The sequence below is a fragment of the Streptomyces sp. NPDC007157 genome, assembly GCF_040634235.1.
Classification (GTDB): domain Bacteria; phylum Actinomycetota; class Actinomycetes; order Streptomycetales; family Streptomycetaceae; genus Streptomyces.
Map to the genome: position 1 here is coordinate 210228 of NZ_JBEYFE010000002.1, position 23069 is coordinate 233296.

The 23069-nt window shown below is 67.7% G+C and carries 20 protein-coding genes and 1 pseudogene; 13 read left to right on the forward strand and 8 right to left on the reverse strand.

Annotated features, from left to right (window positions below):
- Positions 1–10: 10 nt before the first annotated feature.
- From ABZ642_RS03870 to ABZ642_RS03895, 6 genes are all read left to right on the forward strand, one after another.
- On the forward strand, positions 11–1045 hold the full coding sequence (locus tag ABZ642_RS03870) for an ABC transporter permease (protein WP_360476608.1): 1035 nt from the start codon (positions 11–13) through the stop codon (positions 1043–1045).
- Between the two features lie 87 nt (positions 1046–1132).
- Positions 1133–2935 carry an ABC transporter substrate-binding protein gene (locus ABZ642_RS03875; protein WP_360476611.1) on the forward strand — a complete coding sequence of 601 codons (1803 nt, stop codon included), beginning with the start codon at positions 1133–1135 and terminating at the stop codon, positions 2933–2935.
- A gap of 102 nt (positions 2936–3037) precedes the next feature.
- Entirely contained in the window at positions 3038–4018 is a 981-nt protein-coding gene (locus ABZ642_RS03880) for an ABC transporter permease (RefSeq protein ID WP_360476614.1), read from the forward strand.
- 21 nt (positions 4019–4039) lie between these two features.
- Positions 4040–5101 (forward strand): ABC transporter ATP-binding protein, encoded by a 1062-nt coding sequence (locus ABZ642_RS03885; protein WP_360476617.1) that lies wholly within the window; start codon positions 4040–4042, stop codon positions 5099–5101.
- Positions 5102–5114: 13 nt separating this feature from the next.
- The gene (locus ABZ642_RS03890) at positions 5115–6236 is read left to right on the forward strand and encodes an oligopeptide/dipeptide ABC transporter ATP-binding protein (RefSeq protein ID WP_360476620.1); all 1122 of its coding nucleotides are present in this window, start codon (positions 5115–5117) and stop codon (positions 6234–6236) included.
- Between the two features lie 210 nt (positions 6237–6446).
- The gene (locus tag ABZ642_RS03895) at positions 6447–8285 is read left to right on the forward strand and encodes an alpha/beta fold hydrolase (RefSeq protein ID WP_360476623.1); all 1839 of its coding nucleotides are present in this window, start codon (positions 6447–6449) and stop codon (positions 8283–8285) included.
- Between the two features lie 4 nt (positions 8286–8289).
- Here ABZ642_RS03895 and ABZ642_RS03900 read toward each other — a convergent pair whose 3' ends face one another.
- Positions 8290–9051: a class I SAM-dependent methyltransferase gene (locus ABZ642_RS03900; RefSeq protein WP_360476626.1), complete on the reverse strand. Its 762-nt coding sequence runs from the start codon at positions 9049–9051 to the stop codon at positions 8290–8292.
- 66 nt (positions 9052–9117) lie between these two features.
- On the opposite strand from ABZ642_RS03900, the gene ABZ642_RS03905 reads away from it, so the two are divergent.
- Positions 9118–9510, forward strand: a complete 393-nt coding sequence (locus tag ABZ642_RS03905) for a VOC family protein (RefSeq protein WP_360476629.1) — start codon at positions 9118–9120, stop codon at positions 9508–9510.
- On the opposite strand, the gene ABZ642_RS03910 is transcribed toward ABZ642_RS03905, so the two are convergent.
- Positions 9498–9698: a DUF397 domain-containing protein gene (locus ABZ642_RS03910; protein WP_360477584.1), complete on the reverse strand. Its 201-nt coding sequence runs from the start codon at positions 9696–9698 to the stop codon at positions 9498–9500. The two genes, ABZ642_RS03905 and ABZ642_RS03910, sit on opposite strands and share 13 nt — an antisense overlap.
- A gap of 8 nt (positions 9699–9706) precedes the next feature.
- Positions 9707–10558: a helix-turn-helix transcriptional regulator gene (locus ABZ642_RS03915; RefSeq protein ID WP_360476632.1), complete on the reverse strand. Its 852-nt coding sequence runs from the start codon at positions 10556–10558 to the stop codon at positions 9707–9709.
- A 191-nt stretch (positions 10559–10749) separates the two neighbouring features.
- On the opposite strand from ABZ642_RS03915, the gene ABZ642_RS03920 reads away from it, so the two are divergent.
- The 3 genes and pseudogenes from ABZ642_RS03920 (at position 10750) to ABZ642_RS03930 (ending at position 12794) form a co-directional block, all read left to right on the forward strand.
- A complete protein-coding gene (locus tag ABZ642_RS03920; RefSeq protein ID WP_360476635.1) occupies positions 10750–11157 on the forward strand; it encodes an ATP-binding protein in 408 nt (135 codons plus the stop codon).
- A gap of 22 nt (positions 11158–11179) precedes the next feature.
- Positions 11180–11419 (forward strand): annotated as a pseudogene (locus ABZ642_RS03925) (hypothetical protein); the annotation flags it as partial.
- A gap of 52 nt (positions 11420–11471) precedes the next feature.
- Positions 11472–12794, forward strand: coding sequence for an MFS transporter (locus tag ABZ642_RS03930; RefSeq protein WP_360476638.1), 1323 nt, complete (start codon positions 11472–11474; stop codon positions 12792–12794).
- A gap of 134 nt (positions 12795–12928) precedes the next feature.
- Here ABZ642_RS03930 and ABZ642_RS03935 read toward each other — a convergent pair whose 3' ends face one another.
- The 5 genes from ABZ642_RS03935 to ABZ642_RS03955 form a co-directional block, all read right to left on the reverse strand.
- Positions 12929–13972 carry a dipeptide ABC transporter ATP-binding protein gene (locus ABZ642_RS03935; RefSeq protein ID WP_360476641.1) on the reverse strand — a complete coding sequence of 348 codons (1044 nt, stop codon included), beginning with the start codon at positions 13970–13972 and terminating at the stop codon, positions 12929–12931.
- Between the two features lie 24 nt (positions 13973–13996).
- Positions 13997–15034, reverse strand: coding sequence for an ABC transporter ATP-binding protein (locus ABZ642_RS03940; protein ID WP_360476644.1), 1038 nt, complete (start codon positions 15032–15034; stop codon positions 13997–13999).
- 48 nt (positions 15035–15082) lie between these two features.
- The gene (locus ABZ642_RS03945) at positions 15083–16063 is read right to left on the reverse strand and encodes an ABC transporter permease (RefSeq protein WP_360476647.1); all 981 of its coding nucleotides are present in this window, start codon (positions 16061–16063) and stop codon (positions 15083–15085) included.
- Positions 16064–16159: 96 nt separating this feature from the next.
- On the reverse strand, positions 16160–17917 hold the full coding sequence (locus tag ABZ642_RS03950; RefSeq protein WP_360476649.1) for an ABC transporter substrate-binding protein: 1758 nt from the start codon (positions 17915–17917) through the stop codon (positions 16160–16162).
- Between the two features lie 83 nt (positions 17918–18000).
- Positions 18001–18990: an ABC transporter permease gene (locus ABZ642_RS03955; RefSeq protein WP_360476652.1), complete on the reverse strand. Its 990-nt coding sequence runs from the start codon at positions 18988–18990 to the stop codon at positions 18001–18003.
- A 543-nt stretch (positions 18991–19533) separates the two neighbouring features.
- Between ABZ642_RS03955 and ABZ642_RS03960 the strand changes: the two genes are divergently transcribed.
- From ABZ642_RS03960 to ABZ642_RS03970, 3 genes are read left to right on the forward strand one after another with little or no spacing between them, the layout of a single operon-like run.
- On the forward strand, positions 19534–21165 hold the full coding sequence (locus tag ABZ642_RS03960; protein ID WP_360476655.1) for an ABC transporter substrate-binding protein: 1632 nt from the start codon (positions 19534–19536) through the stop codon (positions 21163–21165).
- Between the two features lie 6 nt (positions 21166–21171).
- Complete coding sequence (locus ABZ642_RS03965) at positions 21172–22095, forward strand: ABC transporter permease (RefSeq protein WP_360476658.1); 924 nt, start codon at positions 21172–21174, stop codon at positions 22093–22095.
- The gene (locus tag ABZ642_RS03970) at positions 22088–23068 is read left to right on the forward strand and encodes an ABC transporter permease (protein WP_360476661.1); all 981 of its coding nucleotides are present in this window, start codon (positions 22088–22090) and stop codon (positions 23066–23068) included. Before ABZ642_RS03965 ends, ABZ642_RS03970 begins: the two co-directional genes overlap by 8 nt.
- Position 23069 lies beyond the last annotated feature (1 nt).

Consider the following 23069-nt stretch of genomic DNA (forward strand, 5'->3'; position numbering starts at 1 on the left):
TGGACGAACTGTGACCAGTCCTACGGACATAGAGGGTGGCGGAAGGTCGGCCGTCATCGACGGCGGACCACAACCCGACACGAAGACCGAGACGAAGCAACTTGAGGGCCGGTCCCCCGGCCAGCTGATGTGGATGCGCTTCAAGCGCGACCGCACCGGCGTCATCTCGGCCTACATCGTGGGCTTCTTCTTCCTGATCGCCCTGCTCGCCCCGCTGATCTCGATGCTGTACGGCAAGAATCCGTACACCGTCTACGCGGACGAGCGTCCCGAACTCTTCGACAGCGCGGGCGTGCCGGTGCAGCCCAACGGCGGCATCAGCAGCGACTTCTGGTTCGGTCTCGAACCGGGCAACGGCTACGACGTGTTCACCAAGCTGATCTACGGCATCCGGACCTCGCTGATGATCTCGGTGGCGGTGACGCTCGCGACGGTGCTGACCGGCATCCTGCTGGGCATCGCGGCCGGCTATCTCGGGGGGAAGACGGACTACTGGATCGGGCGGGTCATCGACTTCCTCCTCGCCTTCCCGGCCCAGCTGTTCTTCATCGCCAGCATGCCGGTGGTGGTCTCCCTCTTCGTGAACCCGCGCGACGAGACGCCCACCTATGTACGGGTGGTCGCGCTGATCCTGGTGCAGTGGTTCCTCGGCTGGATGGGCCTCGGCCGCATCCTGCGCGGCACCTCGCTCGCGCTACGGGAACGGGAGTTCATCGAGGCGGCCAAGGTCAGCGGGGCCTCGCCCTGGCGGATCATCCGCAGGGAGATGCTGCCGAACGTCGTCACCCCGATCCTCGTCCAGTCGACGTACATGCTGCCGGGGTTCGTGACCGCGGAGGCGGGCCTGTCCTACCTCGGGGTGGGCATCGTCGAACCGACCCCGGACTGGGGTCAGATGTTCGCCAAGGCCTCCACCGAGCTCGTACTGCAGAACGACATCACCTACATGTTCTTCCCCGGCGTCTCGATGATCATCTTCATCGTGGCCTTCAACCTGCTCGGGGACTCGGTCCGTGACGCCTTCGATCCCAAGACGGCGCGCTGACCGATCGTTCGTGGGCGTCCTCGCCCGGATACCGCACGGCAATTCCCTTTGTGCACCGGTGACACGGAGATAGGTGGAAATTCAGTGATGAGTAGGGGCGGACGCCACGCATACACGGCGGTCTCAGTGCTCGCGGCCGGAGCTCTCGTGCTCACCGGTTGCAGCAAGGGGGGCAGCGATGCGAGCGACAACAGCAAGAAGGACCAGGACAACGCCAAGGCGCAGCAGGCGGCCATCAAGTTCGGTGACGCGGCCGACTCCCAGGGCCCCGCGAAGGCGGTGCCCGGTGCCAAGAGCGGCGGCAAGATGGAGGTGCTCCAGCGTGACAGCTACGCCCACCTCGACCCGGCCCAGATCTACGTCTCCGACGAGGGCTCCCTCGCGACGCTGATCCACAGAGGCCTGACCGGCTACAAGGCGACCGACGACAAGGGTGTGGGTCACGAGGTCGTCGGCGACCTCGCCACCGACTCCGGCACCACCACCGACGGCGGCAAGACCTGGAAGTACACCCTCAAGGACGGCATCAAGTTCGCCGACGGCACGCCCATCACCTCGGCGGACTTCCGGCAGACCTACGAGCGGCTCTTCGCGTCCTTCATCAACCAGGGCCCGACCTACCTCCAGCAGTGGCTGGCCGACACCACGGGCGCCGACTACCGCAAGCTGCTGCCGGACGGCCCCTACAAGGGCAAGCACCTGCCGGACAGCATCCTGGAGACGCCCGACGCCAAGACCATCGTCTTCCACTTCAAGACGGCCCACCCGGACCTCCCCTACGCGCTCGCCATGGCGGGCTACGCGGTGGTGTCCAAGAAGGGTGACACCCAGGCGAAGTACGACAAGAACCCGGTCACGAGCGGCCCGTACAAGATCCAGTCGTTCAAGTCCGGCAAGTCGATGGTCCTGGTCAAGAACACCAACTGGGACCCGAAGACCGACCCGATCCGCAGCCAGTACGTGGACGAGTTCGACTTCACCTTCAACCAGCAGTTCGAGACGTCCACCAAGGCCCTCCTCGCGGACAGCGGCGCCGACCAGACCGGCGTCAGCTTCAACAACCAGGTCGACGCGGGCAACCTGTCCAAGGTCCTCAGCGACTCGACCCTCAAGGCCCGTACGGTCGCCGGCTACCAGCCGTACGTGGGTCAGATGAACATCAACATGAACCACATCAAGGACAAGAAGATCCGTCAGGCCATCGCGTACGCGCTGCCCATCACGCCGTTCATCCGCGCCTACGGCGGCAACGACGCCATGGAGGTGGCCGGCGGTCTGATCTCCCCGACCGTCACCGGCTACGACTCCAAGTTCGACCCGTTCGGCAAGAAGGCGAAGCCGGCCGGTGACCCGGACAAGGCCAAGAAGCTCCTCCAGGAGGCCGGCAAGGTCGGCATGAAGCTGACCTTCGGCTACATCAACACCCCTGAGGGCCAGCAGTACTCGACCGCCATGGCGGCGGGCCTGAAGAAGGCCGGCTTCGACGTCCAGCGCCAGGAGATCCCGGCCGAGACGTACTACGACCAGATCGGCAAGGTCGACAACAACTACGACATCTACCACACCGCGTGGGGCGCCGACTGGCCGTCCGCCTCGACCGTGATCCCGCCGCTGTACGACGGCCGGGCGATCGCCGACGGTTCGCCGAACTACTCGCACGTCAACGACCCCAAGGTCGACGGTGACATCGACGCCGCCAACGGGATCACCGACCCGGTCAAGTCCGCCGCGGCCTGGGAGAAGATCGACAAGTACCTGCTCACGGACGTCGTCAACGCCGTCCCGACCGCCTACTACAAGCAGGTCCAGATCGCCGGCTCCAAGGTCGGCGGGCTCGTCTACGACAACGTGATCGGCGGCATCGACCCGCGTCGCCTGTACATCAAGTAACCGCCGCCGTCGGTCCGGTACCCGGTACGTCCGTCCGCCCCGCGCGGGTGACGGCGTACCGGGTACCGTCCGGCCCGCCGACGCGAGAGAGCTGCCCCTGTCATGCTGCGTTTCCTCGTCCGCCGGTCCCTCGGTGCGATCGTCATCCTCTTCCTGCTGAGCATCGTCACGTTCCTGCTGTTCTTCGGGATGCCCCGGGACCCGGCCCTGCTGATGTGCGGCAAGACGTGCAACCCCACGTCGCTCGCGAACATCCACCATGTGCTCGGCCTCGACAAGTCGATCCCCGAGCAGTACGGAATCTTCCTGCACAACCTGGTACTGGGCAGCAACCAGTTCGACCAGGGCCCCTGCCCCGCTCCGTGCTTCGGGTACTCGTACCACACCAACGACCCGGTCTGGCCGACGCTCATGGACCGGCTGCCCACCACGGTCTCGCTCACCCTGGGCGGTGCGGTCTGCTTCCTGATCATCGGTCTCGGCACCGGCCTCGCGGCCGCCTGGAAGCGCGGCACCCTCGTCGACAAGACCGCCACCGCCGGGGCGATGGTGCTCAGTTCGATGCAGATCTACTTCCTCGGTCCGCTCGCGCTCGCCGTCCTCGTCTACCAGACCCACTGGTTCGACAAACCGGCCTACAACAACTTCGAGGACAACCCGGTCACCTGGTTCACCGGACTGATCATCCCCTGGGTGGTGCTGTCCACGATCTTCGCCGCGCAGTACACCCGTATGGCGCGCTCGGCGATGATCGAACAGTTGCAGGAGGAGCACGTCCGCACGGCCCGCGCGAAGGGCATGTCCCGGCAGTACGTCTTCTTCCGCTACGCCTGGCGCGGCTCGCTGATCCCGATCGTCACCATCTTCGGCATCGACCTCGGCTCGCTGCTCGGCGGCGCCATCATCACCGAGTACACGTTCGGTCTGCCGGGGCTCGGCCAACTCGCCGTGCAGTCCGTGTTCTTCAGCGATCTTCCGCTGCTGCTGGGCGTGATGCTGTTCTCGGCCGCCATGATCCTGCTGTTCAACATCGTCGTCGACGCGGCGTACGCGTTCATCGACCCGCGCATCCGGCTGGCCTAGCCGGGTAAGAGGAGAACCGTCGTGACCACTTTGACCAAGGACGCCGGCGCCCCCGCCCCGGCCGACGCGGGCGCCTTCCTCTCCGTGCGGGACCTGTACGTCAGCTTCCGCACCGAGGACGGTGTCGTGCGGGCCGTGGACGGGCTGTCGTTCGACGTGCAGCGCGGCCGGACCCTCGGCATCGTCGGCGAGTCGGGCTCCGGCAAGTCCGTCACCAACCTCACCGTCCTCGGCCTGCACAACCCGCAGTTCACCACCGTCGAGGGCGAGATCCTCCTGGACGGCAAGGAGTTGACCACCGCCAGGGAATCCGAGATGGAGAAGCTGCGCGGCAACAAGGTCGCCATGATCTTCCAGGACCCGCTCACCGCGCTGTCGCCGTACTACACGGTCGGCCGCCAGATCGCCGAGCCGTTCATGAAGCACAAGGGCGCCTCGAAGAAGGCGGCCTGGGAGCGGGCCGTGGAGATGCTCGCCAAGGTGGGCATCCCCAACCCCGCGGCGCGGGCCAAGGACTACCCGCACCAGTTCTCCGGCGGTATGCGCCAGCGCGCGATGATCGCGATGGCCCTGGTCTGCGACCCCGACCTGCTGATCGCCGACGAACCGACCACGGCCCTGGACGTCACGGTCCAGGCCCAGATTTTGGACCTCCTCAAGGACCTGCAACAGGAGTTCGGATCGGGCATCATCTTCATCACCCACGACCTGGGGGTGATCGCCGACATGGCCGACGACATCATGGTGATGTACGCGGGCAGCGCGGTGGAGCGCGGCACGGTGGACGAGGTCCTGCGCGCACCCCAGCACCCGTACACCTGGGGCCTGCTGAACTCCATGCCCCGCCTGGACTCCGACCTCGACACCCCGCTGAGCCCGATCCCCGGCGCTCCGCCCTCGCTGCTGAACCCCCCGACCGGCTGCCGCTTCCACCCGCGCTGCACCTTCCAGGACCGGGTCGGCGGCGCCCGGTGCGTCACCGAACGCCCGCTGCTCGCCACCGACCGCGCCTCGGCCTGCCACCTCACGGCGGACCAGAAGCGAACCATCTTCATCGAAGAGATCAAGCCCCGATTGGGCTAGGAGACGACACGCCATGACCCAGGACACGATCCTTCCGGCCCAGCGCGAGGCCGCCGTCGGAGAACCGCTGCTGGAGGTCTCCGGGCTGACCAAGTACTTCCCGGTCAAGGGCGGCTTTCCGATCCGGCGGACGGTCGGGCACGTCCAGGCCGTGGACGGCATCGACCTGACCGTGCGAGTGGGGGAGAGCTTCGGCCTGGTGGGCGAGTCGGGCTGCGGCAAGTCGACCACCGGCCGGCTGATCACCCGCCTGCTGGAGCCGACGAGCGGCTCGATCTCGTACCGAGGCAAGGAGATCGGCCACGCGTCGCGCAAACAGCTGGCGCCGATCCGCTCCGAGATCCAGATGATCTTCCAGGACCCCTACTCGTCGCTGAACCCGCGCCAGACCGTCGGCAAGATCATCTCGGGTCCCATGGAGATCAACGGCGTGCAGCCGGAGGGCGGCCGGGAGAAGCGCGTACGGGAGCTGCTGGAGATCGTCGGCCTCAACCCCGAGCACTTCAACCGCTTCCCGCACGAGTTCTCCGGCGGCCAGCGCCAGCGCATCGGCGTCGCCCGCGCCCTCGCCCTGGAACCGAAGCTGATCGTCGCCGACGAGCCGGTCTCCGCCCTGGACGTCTCCATCCAGGCCCAGGTGGTGAACCTCCTCCAGCAGGTCCAGCGGGAACTGGGCATCGCCTTCCTCTTCATCGCCCACGACCTGGCGGTGGTACGGCACTTCTCCCAGCGGGTCGCGGTGATGTACCTCGGCAAGATCATCGAGGTCGGTGACCGGGACGCCATCTACAACCGGCCCCGCCACCCCTACACCCACGCCCTGCTCTCGGCGGTGCCCGAGGTGAACCTCTCGGGCGAGGAGGACGCGGTCGGCCGCGAGCGGATCCGCCTGGCCGGCGACGTCCCCTCCCCGATCTCCCCGCCGTCCGGCTGCCGCTTCCGCACCCGCTGCTGGAAGGCCCAGGACAAGTGCGCGACGGAGGAACCGCCGCTGGTCCAGATCTCGGGCAACCGGGAGGGCCACCTGACGGCCTGCCACTTCCCCGAGGAGCCGACGACGGAGGCGAGGGAGGAGGACATCATCCTGGACCCGGCGCTGGCGGCGCTGGAGGACAGGGTGGAGGGGGGCGAGTAGGGGCTGCCGTCAGGGTTGCACCGTTGGGCGACCGGCGTGGGCGTTCGCCCGGTGAGCGCCCGGTTCACGCCTAAGCGGTAGCCGCGCTTCCGCACGCTTGTGGATGCCGTCGCGGGGATGGAAAGGCCTATGGGGCGTCGGGTTCCCGGCGTACGGCACACGCCGACCGTCCCATCCCTCCCGGTCGGCGGCGCAGAGAGGAAGCGCTCCGTGAGCAACCCGCAGGACGACGACACCATCGGTGCGGTCACCGCGGCACAGTTAGCCGAGATCGCCGACCGAGGCGTCTACACGTCGCCCACCTCGATCGACCCGGCCGCCGCCCACCTCGCCGAGGCCCTGGTGGCCACCCTGAGCGGTACGGCCGAAAGGACGCTGCTGACCGCCGACCTCCAGCAGCTGACCGAACGGGTGCGGCAGGCGGCCACCGTCGGTTTCCCCTGGATCACCGCGGACGACGGCGTACGTCTGTCGGCGCACACGATCAGGCTGAGGACCACGGAACCCCGGCCGGTGGTGATCGTCCCCGCCGGTTGGACGCCCTTCGGCTGGGTCCTGTTCGAGTACACGTACCTCCAGCTGGCGCTGCGCGGATACCACGTGCTGGCCTACACCCCGCGCGGTATCGGCCTCACGCTGCGGATCCCGGGCGGCGGCTACATCGACAGCCCGTTCACCTCCGGCGGCACCATCGACGTGGGCGGCCCTGCGGACTGGGCCGACGGTTCGACCGTCATCGGGTACGCCCAGCGGCACTTCAACCCGAGCAAGATCGCGTTCCTCGGTGAGTCGTACGGCTCGGGCATCAGCCAGCTGGTCGCCGCGCACGATCCGGAGGAGCGCGTGGACGCGGTCGTGGCGCTGAGCACCTGGGGCGACCTGGCCGACAGCCTCTACCAGTACGACACCCGGCATCTGGCCGCGGTGACCGCCCTGGTCAACTTCACCGGCGGCCCGGTCGAGCGGAAGTTCGACGCGGCCACCCAGCAGCTCTTGGACGACTTCCAGGCCGGCCGGAACATGGACGACGTGGTGGCATGGGGCAAGGAGCGGGCTCCGTCGTCGTACGTCGAGGAGACCAACGCCCGCGGCGTCCCCACGTTCATCTCCAACACCTGGCACGAGACGCTGTTCCCGGTGAACGAGGTCATCGAGCTCTTCGACCGGCTGACGGTACCCAAGCACCTCAACCTCTGGATCGGCGACCACGCCGCCCCCGAGAGCGCCGGTCTGACCGTCCCGTTCAGCGGCCCGAACGTACCGGTCGAGGAGGCGTTCGCCTGGCTGGACCAGCATGTGCTCGGGGCCGACAACGACGTCCCCGGCTGGTCCCCGGTCACCAGTCAGATCATGTTCACCTACCGGACCCGGACCGACCCGGAGACCGGTAAGAACGTCATCACGGAGCCGGCCGTCCGTGAGCACCGCCCGTCCTGGGGAGATGTCACCACCTCCACCGAACGCTGGTACCTGACCGCCGCAGCGTCGGCAAGCAGGGACGGCGGTCTGGGCATCGAACCGGAGACGGGCTGGCAGCGGGAGTTCACGGCCGGTCAGCTGACCGAGGCCACGGCCGTCGACGCCGTCATCACCACCGGCCAGGCCGAGTGGAACGGCAACCCGAAGAGCTACGCCACGGACAAGTTCGACCGCCAGTACCTGGCCGTCTGGACCGGCGACCCGCTCCCGGTGGGCCGCGAGGGCGCCGCGGCCCGCCGCATCCGGGGCATCCCCGAACTGACACTGACGGTGCGCAGTACGGCCGACTCCACCACCCTGGTGGCCTACCTGTTCGACGTGAGCCCCGACAACACGGCCCGCATCGTCACACACGAGCCGCTCACCCTCACCGGCCTGACCGCCGGCCAGGACCGGACGGTCACCTGGAAGCTCCAGGCCGCGGGCTACGACGTGGCAACGGACCACCGCCTGATGCTGGTTGTGGGCAGCAAGGACCAGCTCTACTCGGACGCGACGGTCGACGGCAGCACCACGACGATCACCTCGCCGGAGGGCAAGGCGTCACACCTGACGCTGCCATTGGGCTGACTCTTCAGCCCTCGGGCTCCGCCACGGTGATGATCTCGGGGCTGTCGGCGGTGAGCGGGCCCCGGGACCAGTCGCCGTACTGTTCGACGACCTCAAGACCGGCGTCGGCGAGGAAGCCGGCGAGGGTGTCCGGGCCGAGGAACCGCAGGGTGGCGCGGCACACCCGGGGCCGGGGCCAGGGGGAGCCGTCGTACGTCTCCGTGAAGGTCACCCGGTCCCCGGCCGGAGCTCCCTCGACCTCGTGCCAGACCCGGACCTCCCGGCCCGCCGGGTCGGTGACGTGGTGCACGCGGTCGGGGGTCCAGCACTCCCAGGCGCGGGCGCCGGGATTGCGGGTCTCGAAGACGAAGCGTCCGGTGGGGGAGAGGGCCCGCCGTACGGCGCTCAGCGCGACGCGCAACTCCTCGTCGCCCAGCAGCACCTGGAAGGCGTGACCGGTCATCACGACGAGGTCGAAGCCGGGTCCGTCCCAGAGCCGGGTACGGAGATCGCCGAGGATCCACTCGACGGTCGGGTCGGCCTGCCGCCCCTGCACGAGCATCGCGGCGGCCGGGTCGAGCCCCGCCAGCCGTCCCTCGTGCCCCGCCTCGCGGGCCTGCCGCAGCAGCCGCCCGGTGCCGCAGCCGACGTCCAGCACGGAGCCGGCGGCCATGACGAGATCCAGGTAGAAGTCGTCACCCGGACCCCACGGGTTGAGGCTGTCGTACAGCGCGGCGAGCGAGAGATCCGCGAACGAATGATCGACCACCGCGGCAGTCTGCCACATGATGTTGAACGAAGGGTCAGGAACGGCTGTCTTCTTGACCTTCTATCAACTTCCTTTGGGGCGAGGATGCTTCATCACGTAGAGCTGTGGGTGGCGGACCTGGACCGGGCTGCGGAGTCCTGGGGCTGGCTGCTCGAACGGCTGGGCTGGACGCCGTACCAGGACTGGCCGGCGGGCCGCAGCTGGCGGCTGGGGGCGACGTACGTCGTGATCGAGCAGTCGCCGGCACTGCGGGGCGGCGACGTCGGGCACGACCGGATGCGCCCGGGCCTGAACCACCTGGCGTTCCACGCGGCCGACCGCGCGACGGTGGACGCACTGACGGAGGAGGCCACGGGACACGGCTGGAACCTGCTCTTCACCGACCGCCATCCGTACGCCGGCGGCCCCGGGCACTACGCGGCCTACCTGGAGAACGGGGACGGCTTCGAGGTGGAGCTGGTGGCTCAGGAGCGGTGAGGGGCGGTGCCCTTCAGAGCGTCGAGGAAGGAGGTGAAGGCGGCGGCGGGGAAGGTGAGGGTGGCTCTGGTGGGGGCCTTGGAGTCGCGGATGGATATGTGGGTGGGGCGGGTGGCGATCTCCAGGCAGTTGTTGCCGTCGCCACCACCGGAGTACGACGATTTCCGCCAGGTGTCGAGAGCGTTCACGGTGAGTCTCACAGTTCCTTGGCCAGGCGGTGGATGAAGTCACGGGAGCGGGTGGGGTCGAGAGACGCTGCTTCTACTCTACGAAAGAGTGTTCGCAGGACGCCCAGTTGAGCCTCGGAGTCGATGAGACCGGTGCCGTCGGGATGGTCGCGGGCAGCGGTGTCCAGCTTGGGTACGGCACCTCCCGCGAGCATCATTGGGCTCCAGGCCCCGCCGAAGCCGTCCAGTTCGAAGGTGATGACGCGCACGGTGATGTGGTCGGCCTCGGAGAGTTCCAGGACCTGAGCGAGCTGAGCTCGTGAAGTGACGCGATCGCCGACTTTGATGCGAAGTGCCGCTTCGTGGACGACGGCCTCGTACGGGAGGGGGTCGGTCCTGTCGATGACGACCTTGCGCCGCATGCGGTGCCGCACCCGTAGCCCCAACTCCTCTTCGGGAAGCTCGGGAATCCTGGAGGAGAACGCGGCGCGGGCGTAGTCCTCCGTCTGGAGCAGGCCCGGGATGACCAGGAACTCCACATCCCGCCGGTACGTCGAGTGGTATTCCAGCTCGGCAAGGTCGAGGAAGGGTGTCGGCAGCAGTTCCCGGTACTCCTCCCACCAGCCTCGCGTGCGGTCGGTCGCCATGGCCACCAGAGCTTCGACGAGTTCGTGGTCCGAGCAGGAGTAGTTGGACGCAAGGCGACGCAGCCGGTTCTCGCTCACCCCCGTCAGGCCGGATTCGAGTTGGCTGATGTGCGGAGGGCTCACACCGAGCAGTTTCGCCGCCTCCCGAGCGCTGAGGCCTGCTGCGTCTCGAAGCCTGCGCAGCTCGACGGCGAGACGCATCTGACGTGCCGTCGGTTCGGCCCTCAATGCCATCGACTGGTCCTCTCAACACGTCCGGGAAGTCGACTCGTTCGGGCGTCAGATTACGCGACCGGGTTGCGACGCATTAACAGTTACGTCTACCGTCGGTGACGCAACGCACACGCTGAGGAAGCGCACCGTACCGTCGTGCGGCGATGCCACCGAGCGCGAAATCCCCTTCACTCGACCGGAGTTGATGACGCATGCCCGAAATCTGGGACTACACGCTCTCCGTCCCGAACGACCTCAGAGCGGTGACGATCTGCCGCCGCACCCTGCGCCTGATCCTGACGATGCACGGGCTCATCGGCCTGGCGGACACGGCGGAGTTGCTGGCGGCGGAGCTGGTGTCCAACGCCGTACGGCACACGAAGGGACCTGCCGCACTGAGGGTCCGGTGTTCCCCGGAGGGCGTCGTGTGGATCGGCGTGTGGGATGCGGATCCCGTGCCTCCGGAGCCGCCGGGTTCGTTGGAGGCGGTGACGGGCCTCGATGAGGCGGGGCGGGGGTTGGAGCTGGTGGTGGCGTGCGCCGACTGCTGGGGCTGGCAGCCGTCCGGCCGGTTCGGGGACCGGGGCAAGTACGTGTGGTGCGAGTTGGGGGTGGCGTGATGGTGGGGTCGACGTGGGAGGTGCCGCGGTCTTCGTGCAGTTCGTCGACTCGTGCCTGGTAGATCCTCAGGCGAAGCAGATGTGGAGGGACCTGATGACGGCGATCCAGTACTTCCTCCGCATCCTGCAGTGGCGCGGTATCCCTGTGGGTGACGCCGTGCGCGAGCGGGTGCAGGCCTGCACCGACCTGGACCGGCTTGAGACCTGGGCCCAGCGGGCGATGCACGTCACCGACGCCGCGGAGCTGTTCGTCGAAGAGTGACCGCAGGGGGGAGAGAAGGGTCCGAGACGCCGAAGGCGTAGTGTGCCCGTCCATGTCTGTCGCTGACCGCACCCCTTCCTTACTCCGCAACGCCGGCTTCGTCCGGCTGGCACTGGCTCGGATCATCTCCGTCCTGGGCAACGGATTCGCCCGGATCGCGCTGGCTTTCGCGGTGCTCTCGCTGCCCGGCGCGACCCCGGGGGAGCTCTCGCTGGTCGTCGCCTGCCAGGCGGTCCCGCAGCTCGCTCTGGTCCTGGTGGGAGGTGTGATCGCCGACCGGGTCTCTCGCTCCGGGCTGATGGCCGCGTCGGACGTGCTGGGCGCTCTTTCCTACGGTGGACTCGCGGCGATGGTGCTCAGCGGCCATGCCCCTGTCGCGGCTCTGTGCGCCCTGGCCGTCACCGCGGGAATCGCGTCCGCCCTCTTCGGGCCCGCGATGGACGGGGTCATCCCGCGGCTGGTGCCGTCCGAGGTGCTCCAGCGAGCCAACGGCCTGCTGCGGGTCGGTACCAACACCTCGCTCCTGCTGGGGCTGGCCCTGTCGGGCGTGACCGTCGCATGGGTCGGGGCCGGCTGGGCGCTGGCCCTCAACAGCCTGTCCTTTGTCGTCAGCGCGGCGCTCACCGTCCCGCTGCGGCTGAGCCGTCGGCCACGGAAGGCCACCTCGGGCTGGGCCGATCTGCGCCAGGGCTGGCAGGAGTTCGCCTCCCGCCAGTGGCTGTGGGTGGTCGTCGTCCAGTTCTCCGTGGTCGTCGCGGCCATGAACGCCAACGCCGGTGTCCTCGGGCCACTGGCGGCGGGTGCCCACTTCGGCGGGGCCCGCGCCTGGTCGCTGGTGGTGGCGGCGCAGGCCCTGGGGGCCGTGGCCGGCGCCGGGATCGCGGGGCGTACCCGGGTGGGCCGGCCGATCCTGGCGGCGGTCCTGTTCACCCTGCCCGCTGCCCTGCCGCCGGCCCTCCTCGGGGCCGGGGCACCGCTGTGGATCGTTGCCGTGGGCGCCTTCGCCGCCGGCGTCAGCCTGGACTTCTTCGGCGTGCTGTGGTCCACCACCATCCAGCGTGAGGTCCCCGAGGAGGCGCTGTCCCGGGTCAGTTCCTACGACTGGTTCGGCTCGCTCGCCCTCGCGCCGCTCGGCCTGGCGGTGGCGGGACCCGCCGCCGACGCCTTCGGCACCGACCGGATGCTGGTGATCTGCGCGGTCCTGATCGTCACCGCCACTCTCGCCGCACTCCTGTCTCCCGGAGTGCGGTCGCTGCGGGCGCCGGATGCGGACCGGCCCCGGACCCCGGCGGCCAGTACGACGACACCGGACACCCCGTCGCAGACCGACGTGTCGCTGCCCGACACCGGCGCGGGCGACGCCACGCCCTCCTGACGGCGGCGCCCATGAGAAGGGCCCGCACCTGGGGAGGTGCGGGCCCTTGCTCCCCTGGAGCGGACGTTCAGGGCTCGGGTCAATGGGCCAATGAAGGTCCGTTCCGCAGGCGGCGGCTGACGGAAAGGGGTGTGTCAGGCCGCGGCCTCAGGGTCCTTGGAGAGGCGCGGGGCGGGAATCATGTCCCGCACCTCAGGGTAGTGGCACGCGGTCAGGTGGCCGGGCTTGTTGCCGTCGGCCTGGACCAGCGGCGGGGCCTCCGTCGCGCACTTCTCCGTCGCCTTCCAGCAACGGGTGCGGAAGCGGCAGCCGGACGGCGGGTTGATCGGGGACGGGACGTCACCGACCAGGCGGATCCGCTCGCGCGGCTCCACGTCGACCGTCGCCTCGGGCACGGCGGACAGCAGCGCCCGCGTGTAGGGGTGGCGCGGGTTGTCGTACAGGTCCTCGCGGTCGGCGATCTCCACGATCTTACCGAGGTACATGACCGCGACGCGCTGCGAGAAGTGCCGCACGATCGCGAGGTCGTGGGCGATGAAGACGAACGCGATGCCGAGTTCCTTCTGAACCTTCTGGAGAAGGTTCACGACCTGGGCCTGGATCGAGACGTCCAGGGCCGAGACCGGCTCGTCGGCCACGATCAGCTTCGGCTCCAGCGCGAGGGCACGGGCGACGCCGATGCGCTGGCGCTGGCCGCCGGAGAACTCGTGCGGGAAGCGGTTGAAGTGCTCCGGGTTGAGGCCGACGATCTCCAGGAGCTCGCGGACCCGGGCCTCGCGGCCGCCGGACGGGTTGATGTCGTTGATCTCCATCGGACCCGCGATGATCTTGCCGACGGTCTGCCGCGGGTTGAGGGACGCGTACGGGTCCTGGAAGATCATCTGGATCTCGGACCGGATCGGCACCAGCTGCCTGCGGCCCGCGTGCGTGATGTCCTGCCCGCGGTAGGAGATCTTGCCGCCCGTCGGCTCCAGCAGGCGGGTGATCAGCCGACCGGTGGTCGACTTGCCACAGCCCGACTCGCCGACCAGGCCCAGCGCCTCGCCCTCGGCGACCTGGAAGTCCAGGCCGTCGACGGCCTGCACCGCGCCGACCGTCCGCTTGATCGGGAAGCCGCCCTTGATCGGGAAGTGTTTGGTCAGCCCGGAGACGTCCAGGAGGGGGTTCGTGTTGCTCATGATCGTGAAGTCCCGTCTTGTCCGTCAGTTGTGGCTGGTCGCCGCGTAGTCGGCGAAGAGATCGTCACGCCGGCTCAGCTCCAGGTGGCAGGCAGAGCCGCGGCCCTCGGTCAGCTGGAGCAGCGGGCTCTCGGTGGAGCACTTGTTGCCCGGGACCTTGTCCGCGAACGCGCAACGCGGGTGGAAGCGGCAGCCGGTGGGCGGGTTGAGCAGCGAGGGCGGCGAGCCGGGGATCGGCGACAGCGGGACGTCGACCGGTCCGTCCAGGCTCGGCATGGAGTTGAGCAGGCCCAGCGTGTACGGGTGCTGCGGCGCGCCCAGCACCTGCTTCTTGGTGCCTCGCTCCACACACCGGCCGCCGTACATCACCAGCACGTCGTCCGCGATGTCCGCGATGACACCGAGGTCGTGGGTGATGAAGATGATCGCCGTGCCGAACTCCTGCTGGAGGTCCTTGAGGAGGTCCATGATCTGGGCCTGGACGGTCACGTCGAGCGCGGTGGTGGGCTCGTCGGCGACCAGCAGTTCCGGGTCGCAGACCAGGGCCATGGCGATCATCGCGCGCTGGCGCATACCGCCGGAGAACTGGTGCGGGTAGTCGTCCACCCGCACGTCCGGCTGGGGGATCCCGACCCGCCTGAGCATCTCGATCGCCCGCGCCCGGGACTCCTTCTTGGAGGCGCCGGTGTGCTTGCGGTACACCTCCGAGATCTGAGCGCCGATCGTGTGGTACGGCGACAGCGAGGCCAGCGCGTCCTGGAAGATCATCGCCATCTTGTTGCCGCGCAGCTTCTCCAGCTCCCGCTCGGAAGCCGTGAGCAGCTCCTTGCCGTCGAGCAGGATCTCGCCGTCGATCTGGGTGCGGGCAGCGTCGTGCAGACCCAGGATCGTCAGGTTGGTGACGGACTTGCCGGAGCCCGACTCGCCCACGATGCCGAGTGTCTGGCCCTTGACGAGGTCGAAGCTGAGCCCGTCGACGGCCTTGACGATGCCGTCCTCGGTGGAGAAGTGGACTTTGAGGTCCTTGACGGAGAGGAACGGCTGCTGATCGGTGCTCGTCACGGTGACGCTCCTGGGGGGTGATGCGAGAGGTCGGGGGTGGGGCGGAGGTCAGGCGAGCCGGATCCGCGGGTCGATGAGGGCGTAGACGGCGTCGACGACGATGTTGAAGATCACGATCGCGCCGGCGGACAGCAGGGTCACGCCGAGCACCATGGGCAGATCGCTCTGGTCCACGGACTTCAGCGCGAGCTGGCCCACGCCCTGGAGGCTGAAGACGGTCTCGGTGATGATCGCGCCGCCGATGAGGGTGGCGAGGTCGATGCCGAAGATCGTGACGATCGGCCCCATGGCGCCACGCCAGGCGAACCGGAAGAAGACGTTGCGCCGGGACAGACCCTTGGCCCGAGCCGTGCGTACGTAGTCCTCGCTGAGCGTCTCGACCAGCTGCGAGCGCGTCATACGGGTGTAGTTCGCGGTCCAGATGAGGGCCAGCACCAGCCACGGCAGCAGCAGGCCGGAGGCCCACTCGATCGGGTTCTGGGTGAGGGGGGTGTACGACGGGTTGTCCAGGATGCCGAGCTTCGCGACGAAGAAGTACATCGCGATGTAGCCGACGAAGTAGATCTGCATCGAGGAGGCGACCAGCGACGCCGAGCTGGCGACCTTGTCCTGCCACTTGCCCTGCTTGACGGCGGCGAGCATGCCGGCGCCGATGCCGAAGATGAGGAAGACGACGGCCGAGCCGAAGGCGAGCGACAGGGTCAGCGGAAGCCGGTCCAGGATCGTGCCGAGGACGGGCTCGCGGTTCGCGAACGAGTACCCGAGGCAGGGCGCGCTGCAGTTGCCGAAGTCGCCGTAGCTGCGTCCGACGAAGATGCCCTTGAGCCAGTACCAGTACTGGACCGGAACCGGGTGGTCGATGCCCAGGTTGTGCCGGACCTGCGCGAGCATGTCGGGCGTGCAGTTCTTGCCGCAGGACAACGTGGCGGGGTCACGCGGAATGGCGTAGAAGAGCCAGAAGGTGACGGCGCTGATGATCAACAGGATGACCATCGCGCCGAAGACTCGGCGGACAAGGAAGCGGAACATGGGGCGTGACTTTCCGGACGGGGCGCCGTCGCCGGGGTGAGGGGTGGGCCGTAGGGGGGCGGCCAGGTCGCGGCCGCCCCCCGAGGGTCTGTGCGCTTACTTCTTGACGTACAGCTTGCAGAGCGCGACGCAGGTGTTGCCGGCGTCGTAGACGACGTTGCCGATCTTGGATCCGTACATCCAGTTACGGATGGAGTGGTAGTCCGGGACGACCGCCGCGAGCTCCATGATCTGCTTGTCGATGGCGCCCCAGGCCTTGTTGGCCTCTTCGACGTCGGCGATCTTGGCGGCCGCGTCGATCGCCTTGTTCACGCTCGGGTCGTTCAGCTGGGCGTAGTTGCTGCGGCCGTCGCCGATGTTCTTGCCGCTCCAGCAGGGGTAGAAGACCGAGTAGCCGTTCGGCCAGTCCGGGCTCCAGCCGGCCGCGAACAGGTCGTAGCCGTTGTCGATCTTGCCGATCTGGGTGTAGAAGGTCGTCTTGTCGACCTGCTGGTTGACGACCTGGAAGCCGGCCGCCTCAAGGGCGTTCTTGATGGCCACGGCCTGCTTCACCGCGTTGTCCGACTGCTGGTAGGCGATGACCAGCTTCTGGCCGACCTTGCCGGCCTCCTTCAGCAGCGCCTTGGCCTTGACCGGGTCGCCACCGGGCTTCGTGGTCACGCCGTACAGGTCGAACTTCTTGTAGCCGGGGGTCACCGGGCTCAGGATGGTGCTGGCCAGCTCGCTGGTGGAGGCGCCACCGCGGATGGTCTGCAGCTGCTGGTGCGGCCACGCCCAGTTGATCGCCTGGCGGACCTTCACGTCCTTGACCCGGGTCATGTTGATCGGCCAGTAGTAGGTGACCGTGTCGACCTGGGTGAGGACGCGCTGCTTCAGCTTGGCGTTGGTGAGGACCTGCGCGGTGCGCTCGGCGGCGACCTCGTTGAAGATCGACATCGCGTACTGGTCGTTGCCCTTGTCCGCGATGTAGCGGTCCGTGGAGGCGACCGGCTGGAAGCCGAACTGGAAGATGTACTTGTCCGGGTACGCGTTGCGGATCGAGTCCGTGGCGGCGTCCCAGTGCTCGTTGCGCACGTAGGTCATCGACTTGCCGATGCTGCGGCTGTCGATCTTGTAGGGACCGAGGGAGTACGGACGCTTGTCGTACTTCTCCTTGGTGTCCTTCTTCTTGTTGACGAGGCCGTAACCCGGCATGCCGAGCGTGTAGTTGAAGTCGGTGCGGGCCTCGGTGAGCGTGAACGTGATCGTCTTGCCGGAGATCTCGATCGAGGAGAGCTTCTTGCCGTCGTAGGGGCCCTTGTACTTGTCGCCGCCGACCAGCCACTGCTGGACGTAGCGGGGGCCCTCGGTCACGAAGGAGGCGAAGAGGCGCTCGAAGGTGTGGCGGACGTCGTCCATGGACAGCTCGGTGCCGTCCTCCCACTTGATGCCGTCCTTGATCGTGAACGACCAGGTCTTGCCGCCGTCCTTCATGGTGCCGGCGTCGGTCGCGACGTCGCCGACGAGCGTGGCGCCGCCCTTGTCGTCGACCTTGTAGCCGGTCAGACCACGCAGGATCGGGCGGGTGATGGCGCCCTCGGTGGAGACGTAGATCTGCGCCGGGTCCAGGTGGTCCATGTCGAACTGGTCGAGCGAGTAGACCGTGCCGCCCTTGACCGCGCCCGCGACCTCGGGCGCCGGGCCCGTGGAGTCCGCCTTGGTGCCGACCGGGATGTTCATGGTCTTCGCGGTGGAGACCGACGGGACCTTGGACGAGCCCTTGCTGTCGTCACCGCTGCTGCAAGCGCTCAGCACGGTCGTGGAGGCCGCAGCCACACCGGTGGCGATCAGGAAGTTTCTGCGAGAAAAAGACATGCTGAGCCTGCCTATAGGGGTCAATTCGGATGGTCGGAACCAGCCGGACGTCATCGAACCGGGCCGGGTGGTGCAGGGGGTGGCTACCGCTTGGACTTCGGGTCGAGCGCGTCGCGCACCGAGTCACCGAGCAGGTTGAAGGCGAGGACGAAGACCACCATGGAGATGCCCGGGAAGAGCATGAAGGTGATGTCCTCGGTGTAGAACTGCGCGCCTCGGCCGATCATCACGCCCCAGTCGGGGGTCGGGTCGATCATGCCTACGCCGAGGAAGGCGAGGCCCGCCTCCGCGGTCACGAAGGCCGGCAGCAGCAGGGTGGACTGGATGATGATCGGAGTCCAGAGGTTGGGCAGCAGTTCCTTGAACACGACACGCATCGGTGACGCACCCGTGACCTTGGCCGCCTCGACGAACTCCCGTTCGCGCAGGCCGAGTACCTGTCCGCGCAGTAGTCGGGCGATGGACGCCCAGCCGAAGGCGGACAGCACGAGGATCAGCGCGGTGGCGCGGAGCCAGGTCGGGATGTTCTCGTCGGGGGCGACGAAGAAGCCGAAGACCACCGGCATGAACGCGATGAAGAAGAGCGTGGACGGGAACGACAGCAGGATGTCGATGATCCGGCTGACCAGGTAGTCCGTCTTGCCGCCCAGGTAGCCCGCCGTGACACCGATCACGACGCCGAGGACCGTGGTGAGCAGGGCGGCGGCGGTCGCGATGCCGAGGGAGTTGCGGATGGCGTACAGCAGGAACGTGAAGACGTCCCGGCCGAGCTGGGGTTCGATGCCGAACCAGTACTCCGAGCTCATGCCGCCGTTCGGCCCTGCGGGGTACGAGAAGGCGTTGAGGAGCTCGGGGTGCTGGGTGGTGTAGGTGGTGTACGGGTCCTTCCCGTACAGCTTCGCGATCAGCGGCGCGGCTATGCCGATCACGAAGAAAAAGATCACGACGTAAGCGGATATAACGCCCGTCCGGTCGCGCCTGAAACGCTTCCAGGCCAGACGGCCCGGCGACCTGCTCTCGCTGCCCTTCGAGCCGTCCGAAGTCGTCGACTTCTTCGCGGTCTCGTCGGTCACCTCGAGCGGGGCAGCCGCGGATGGAGATGGGGGGGTCATGGTGCTCCTGGCCCAAGGGAGGGTCTGATGACTCCGCAGGGCACTCCCCTACGGGCTACGCCGGACTTTTTCAACGCAATTCATTCAAGGTCAATAAATTCTCGGGCGGCTTGAGTTTCTCTTTACCTTCTTTGCCTGGCCTTGACCATTCCGTAGCTACGCGGGTAGCACCTCGTAATCACCCCGTGCTTTAGTTCGGACTAATCGGGCCAAACGGGCAAGGAGTTCGATATGCGGACGCGAGTGTGCCGAAATACGTACATCGACGGGTCGCAATCCAACGTTTCGGCATCGTTACGCGTAGATCCATTGCGTTGCTGCCCCAAGATCCTCAAGTGGCTCTCGAGGGGCCGTCTGCAATCGGGTGACGTGTCCCCCTAAAGGTCGTCATGGGGCTCCTGGAGGCCGCCGTTCGGTGCAGTGGGTGAGCGATATCGACCGATTGAGTCGATATTGACCGGTAGCGCACCTTTCGCGGATGACCCTTCATGGAGGAGGCACGCCATGCGTTCAGCCACGCACGCCCGATGGGCGGCCTGCGCGGCCGTGACGGCGCTCGCCGCCACGGCCTGCGGGGGCGGCGGCGGCAGCGGCGGGGGCGGCGGCGAGAGCGGCGTGCTCAGCTCCTCCTGGAGCGATCCGCAGAACCCGCTGGAGCCCGCCAACACCAACGAGGTCCAGGGCGGCAAGGTCCTCGACATGATCTTCCGGGGTCTGAAGAAGTACGACCCGAAGACCGGCAAGGCCCAGGACATGCTCGCCCAGAAGATCGACACGAGCGACTCGCAGAACTACACGATCACCGTCAAGAAGGGCTGGACCTTCTCCAACGGCGACAAGGTGACCGCCCGCTCCTTCGTCGACGCCTGGAACTACGGGGCGAGCCTCAAGAACAACCAGAAGAACGCCTACTTCTTCGGGTACATCGAGGGATACGACAAGGTCCACCCCGACAGCGGCAGCCAGAGCGCCGAGGCGCTGTCCGGTCTGAAGGTCGTCGACGACCAGACCTTCACGGTGAAGCTGAACCAGAAGTTCTCCAGTTTCCCGGACACCCTCGGCTACGCGGCCTTCGCCCCGCTGCCCCGGTCCTTCTTCACCGATCACGCCGGTTGGCTGAAGCAGCCGGTCGGCGACGGGCCGTACGCCATCGAGTCGTACACCAAGGGATCGCAGATGTCCCTGAAGAAGTGGGACGGCTACCCCGGTGCCGACAAGGCGCAGAACGGTGGAGTGACGCTCAAGGTCTACACGGACAGCGACACCGCCTACACCGATCTCATCGCCGGCAACCTCGACCTCGTCGACGACGTTCCCGCCTCGCAGCTGAAGAACGTCAAGAACGATCTCGGTGACCGTTACATCAACACCCCGGCCGGCATCATCCAGACGCTCGCCTTTCCCTACTACGACAGCGCCTGGAACAAGAGCGGATCGGAGAAGGTCCGCACCGGCCTTTCCATGGCCATCAACCGGAAGCAGATCACCGACACCATCTTCCAGGACACCCGCACCCCGGCCACCGACTGGACCTCGCCGGTGCTCGGCACGGCGGGCGGCTTCAAGGAGGGGCTGTGCGGGAGTGCCTGTGACTACGACCCGGCACAGGCCAAGAAGCTCATCCAGGAGGGCGGGGGGCTGCCCGGCGGACAGCTCAAGATCACGTACAACGCCGACACCGGCTCGCACAGGATGTGGGTGGACGCCGTGTGCAACTCCATCAACAACGCGCTCGGCAACGACAAGGCGTGCGTCGGGAATCCGGTGGGCACCTTCGCCGACTTCCGCAACCAGATCGGCCAGCACAAGATGACCGGCCCGTTCCGCGCGGGCTGGCAGATGGACTACCCGCTCATCCAGAACTTCCTCCAGCCGCTCTACTACACCAACGCCTCCTCCAACGACGGCAAGTGGTCCAACAAGGACTTCGACAAACTCGTCGACCAGGCCAACGCCGAGACCGACACCGCCAAGGCCGTCTCCACCTTCCAGAAGGCCGAGGAAGTCGTCCGCGACAACATGGCCGCCATTCCGCTCTGGTACCAGAACGGCAGCGCCGGTTACTCCGAGCGGCTCTCGAACGTGGCCCTCAATCCGTTCAGCGTCCCCGTGTACAACGAGATCAAGGTCAGCTGACGCGGCATGGGGCGCTATGTCGTCCGGCGGCTGCTCCAGATGATCCCGGTGTTCCTCGGGGCCACGCTGCTGATCTTCCTGATGGTCAACGTCATGGGCGACCCGATCGCCGGGCTGTGCGGAGAGCGGGCCTGCGATCCGGCGACCGCCGCCCAGCTGAAGAAGGAGTTCGGACTCGACAGGTCGGTGTGGTGGCAATACCTCACCTATATGCGGAAGGTCTTCACCGGCGACTTCGGTACGGCCTTCAACGGGCAGCCGGTCACCGAGCTGATGTCCACCGCGTTCCCCGTCACCGTCCGGCTGACGATCGTGGCCATCGTCCTCGAGGTCGTCATCGGCATCACCCTCGGCGTCCTGACCGGTCTGCGGCGTGGGCGGCCCGTCGACACCGGGGTGCTGCTGGCGACCCTGGTCGTCATCTCCGTACCGACGTTCGTCACCGGCCTGTTGCTCCAGCTGCTGCTCGGCGTGGAGTGGGGCTGGATCAAGCCCTCCGTCTCCCCGGACGCCACCTTCGGCGAGCTGATCGTGCCGGGGCTCGTCCTCGCCTCCGTCTCGCTCGCCTACGTCACCCGGCTGACCCGCACCTCCATCGCCGAGAACAGGCGGAGCGACTACGTCCGGACGGCCGTCGCCAAGGGGCTGCCCCGGCACCGGGTCATCACCCGGCACCTGCTGCGCAACTCCCTCATCCCGGTCGTCACCTTCATCGGCACCGACATCGGCGCCCTGATGGGCGGCGCGATCGTCACCGAGCGGATCTTCAACATCCACGGCGTGGGCTACCAGCTCTACCAGGGGATCCTGCGGCAGAACACCCAGACGGTCGTGGGGTTCGTGACGGTGCTGGTCCTGGTGTTCCTGGTGGCCAACCTGCTGGTGGACCTGCTCTACGCCGTACTCGACCCGAGGATCCGCTATGCCTGAGCAGCCGTTCGAGCAGGACCGGGCCATCGCGGGGACGGGCATGGGCGGGGCGATGGACCTGGCGGCGAGCGAGGCGGAGACGCTGGAGCGGACTCCGGGAGGGCCGCTCGGCACCGGCCCGACGGAGAAACCCCGCTCCCTCTGGTCGGACGCCTGGCGGGACCTGCGCCGCAACCCGGTCTTCATCGTCGCCGGCCTCGTCATCCTCTTCCTCGTCGTCATCTCCCTGTGGCCGTCCCTGATCGCCTCCGGCTCCCCCCTCAAGTGCGACCTCGCCAAGGCCCAGGAGGGCTCCCAGCCGGGCGCGCCCTTCGGGTACGACGGACAGGGCTGCAACGTCTACACACGGACCGTCTACGGGGCCCGTACGTCCGTCACGGTGGGCGTCTGCGCCACGCTCGGGGTCGCGCTGCTCGGGTCGGTCCTCGGCGGGCTCGCCGGGTTCTTCGGCGGGTTCTGGGACTCGGTGCTCTCCCGGATCACCGACGTCTTCTTCGCGATCCCGGTCGTCCTCGGCGGTCTCGTCCTCCTCTCCGTGGTGACCAGCAATACGGTCTGGCCGGTCATCGGGTTCATGGTGCTGCTCGGCTGGCCCCAGATCTCCCGGATCGCCCGCGGCTCGGTGATCACCGCCAAACAGAACGACTACGTCCAGGCCGCCCGCGCGCTCGGCGCCTCCAACTCCCGGATCCTGCTGCGGCACATCGCGCCCAACGCGGTGGCGCCCGTGATCGTCGTGGCCACCATCGCGCTCGGCACCTACATCGCGCTGGAGGCGACCCTGTCCTATCTCGGCGTCGGCCTGAAGCCGCCCAGCGTCTCCTGGGGCATCGACATCTCCGCGGCCTCGCCCTACATCCGCAACGCCCCGCACGCGCTGCTGTGGCCCTCCGGGGCCCTCGCGCTCACCGTCCTGGCCTTCATCATGCTCGGCGACGCGGTGCGCGACGCCCTCGACCCGAAGCTGAGGTGAG

Bases quoted from the DNA above. Each gene is read 5' to 3' on its own strand.
- ABZ642_RS03875 (WP_360476611.1), top strand. From the start codon at position 1,133: ATGAGTAGGGGCGGACGCCACGCATACACGGCGGTCTCAGTGCTCGCG.
- ABZ642_RS03880 (WP_360476614.1), top strand. From the start codon at position 3,038: ATGCTGCGTTTCCTCGTCCGCCGGTCCCTCGGTGCGATCGTCATCCTC.
- ABZ642_RS03890 (WP_360476620.1), top strand. From the start codon at position 5,115: ATGACCCAGGACACGATCCTTCCGGCCCAGCGCGAGGCCGCCGTCGGA.
- ABZ642_RS03900 (WP_360476626.1), bottom strand. From the start codon at position 9,051: ATGTGGCAGACTGCCGCGGTGGTCGATCATTCGTTCGCGGATCTCTCG.
- ABZ642_RS03905 (WP_360476629.1), top strand. From the start codon at position 9,118: ATGCTTCATCACGTAGAGCTGTGGGTGGCGGACCTGGACCGGGCTGCG.
- ABZ642_RS03915 (WP_360476632.1), bottom strand. From the start codon at position 10,558: ATGGCATTGAGGGCCGAACCGACGGCACGTCAGATGCGTCTCGCCGTC.
- ABZ642_RS03920 (WP_360476635.1), top strand. From the start codon at position 10,750: ATGCCCGAAATCTGGGACTACACGCTCTCCGTCCCGAACGACCTCAGA.
- ABZ642_RS03930 (WP_360476638.1), top strand. From the start codon at position 11,472: ATGTCTGTCGCTGACCGCACCCCTTCCTTACTCCGCAACGCCGGCTTC.
- ABZ642_RS03935 (WP_360476641.1), bottom strand. From the start codon at position 13,972: ATGAGCAACACGAACCCCCTCCTGGACGTCTCCGGGCTGACCAAACAC.
- ABZ642_RS03945 (WP_360476647.1), bottom strand. From the start codon at position 16,063: ATGTTCCGCTTCCTTGTCCGCCGAGTCTTCGGCGCGATGGTCATCCTG.
- ABZ642_RS03950 (WP_360476649.1), bottom strand. From the start codon at position 17,917: ATGTCTTTTTCTCGCAGAAACTTCCTGATCGCCACCGGTGTGGCTGCG.
- ABZ642_RS03960 (WP_360476655.1), top strand. From the start codon at position 19,534: ATGCGTTCAGCCACGCACGCCCGATGGGCGGCCTGCGCGGCCGTGACG.
- ABZ642_RS03965 (WP_360476658.1), top strand. From the start codon at position 21,172: ATGGGGCGCTATGTCGTCCGGCGGCTGCTCCAGATGATCCCGGTGTTC.
- ABZ642_RS03970 (WP_360476661.1), top strand. From the start codon at position 22,088: ATGCCTGAGCAGCCGTTCGAGCAGGACCGGGCCATCGCGGGGACGGGC.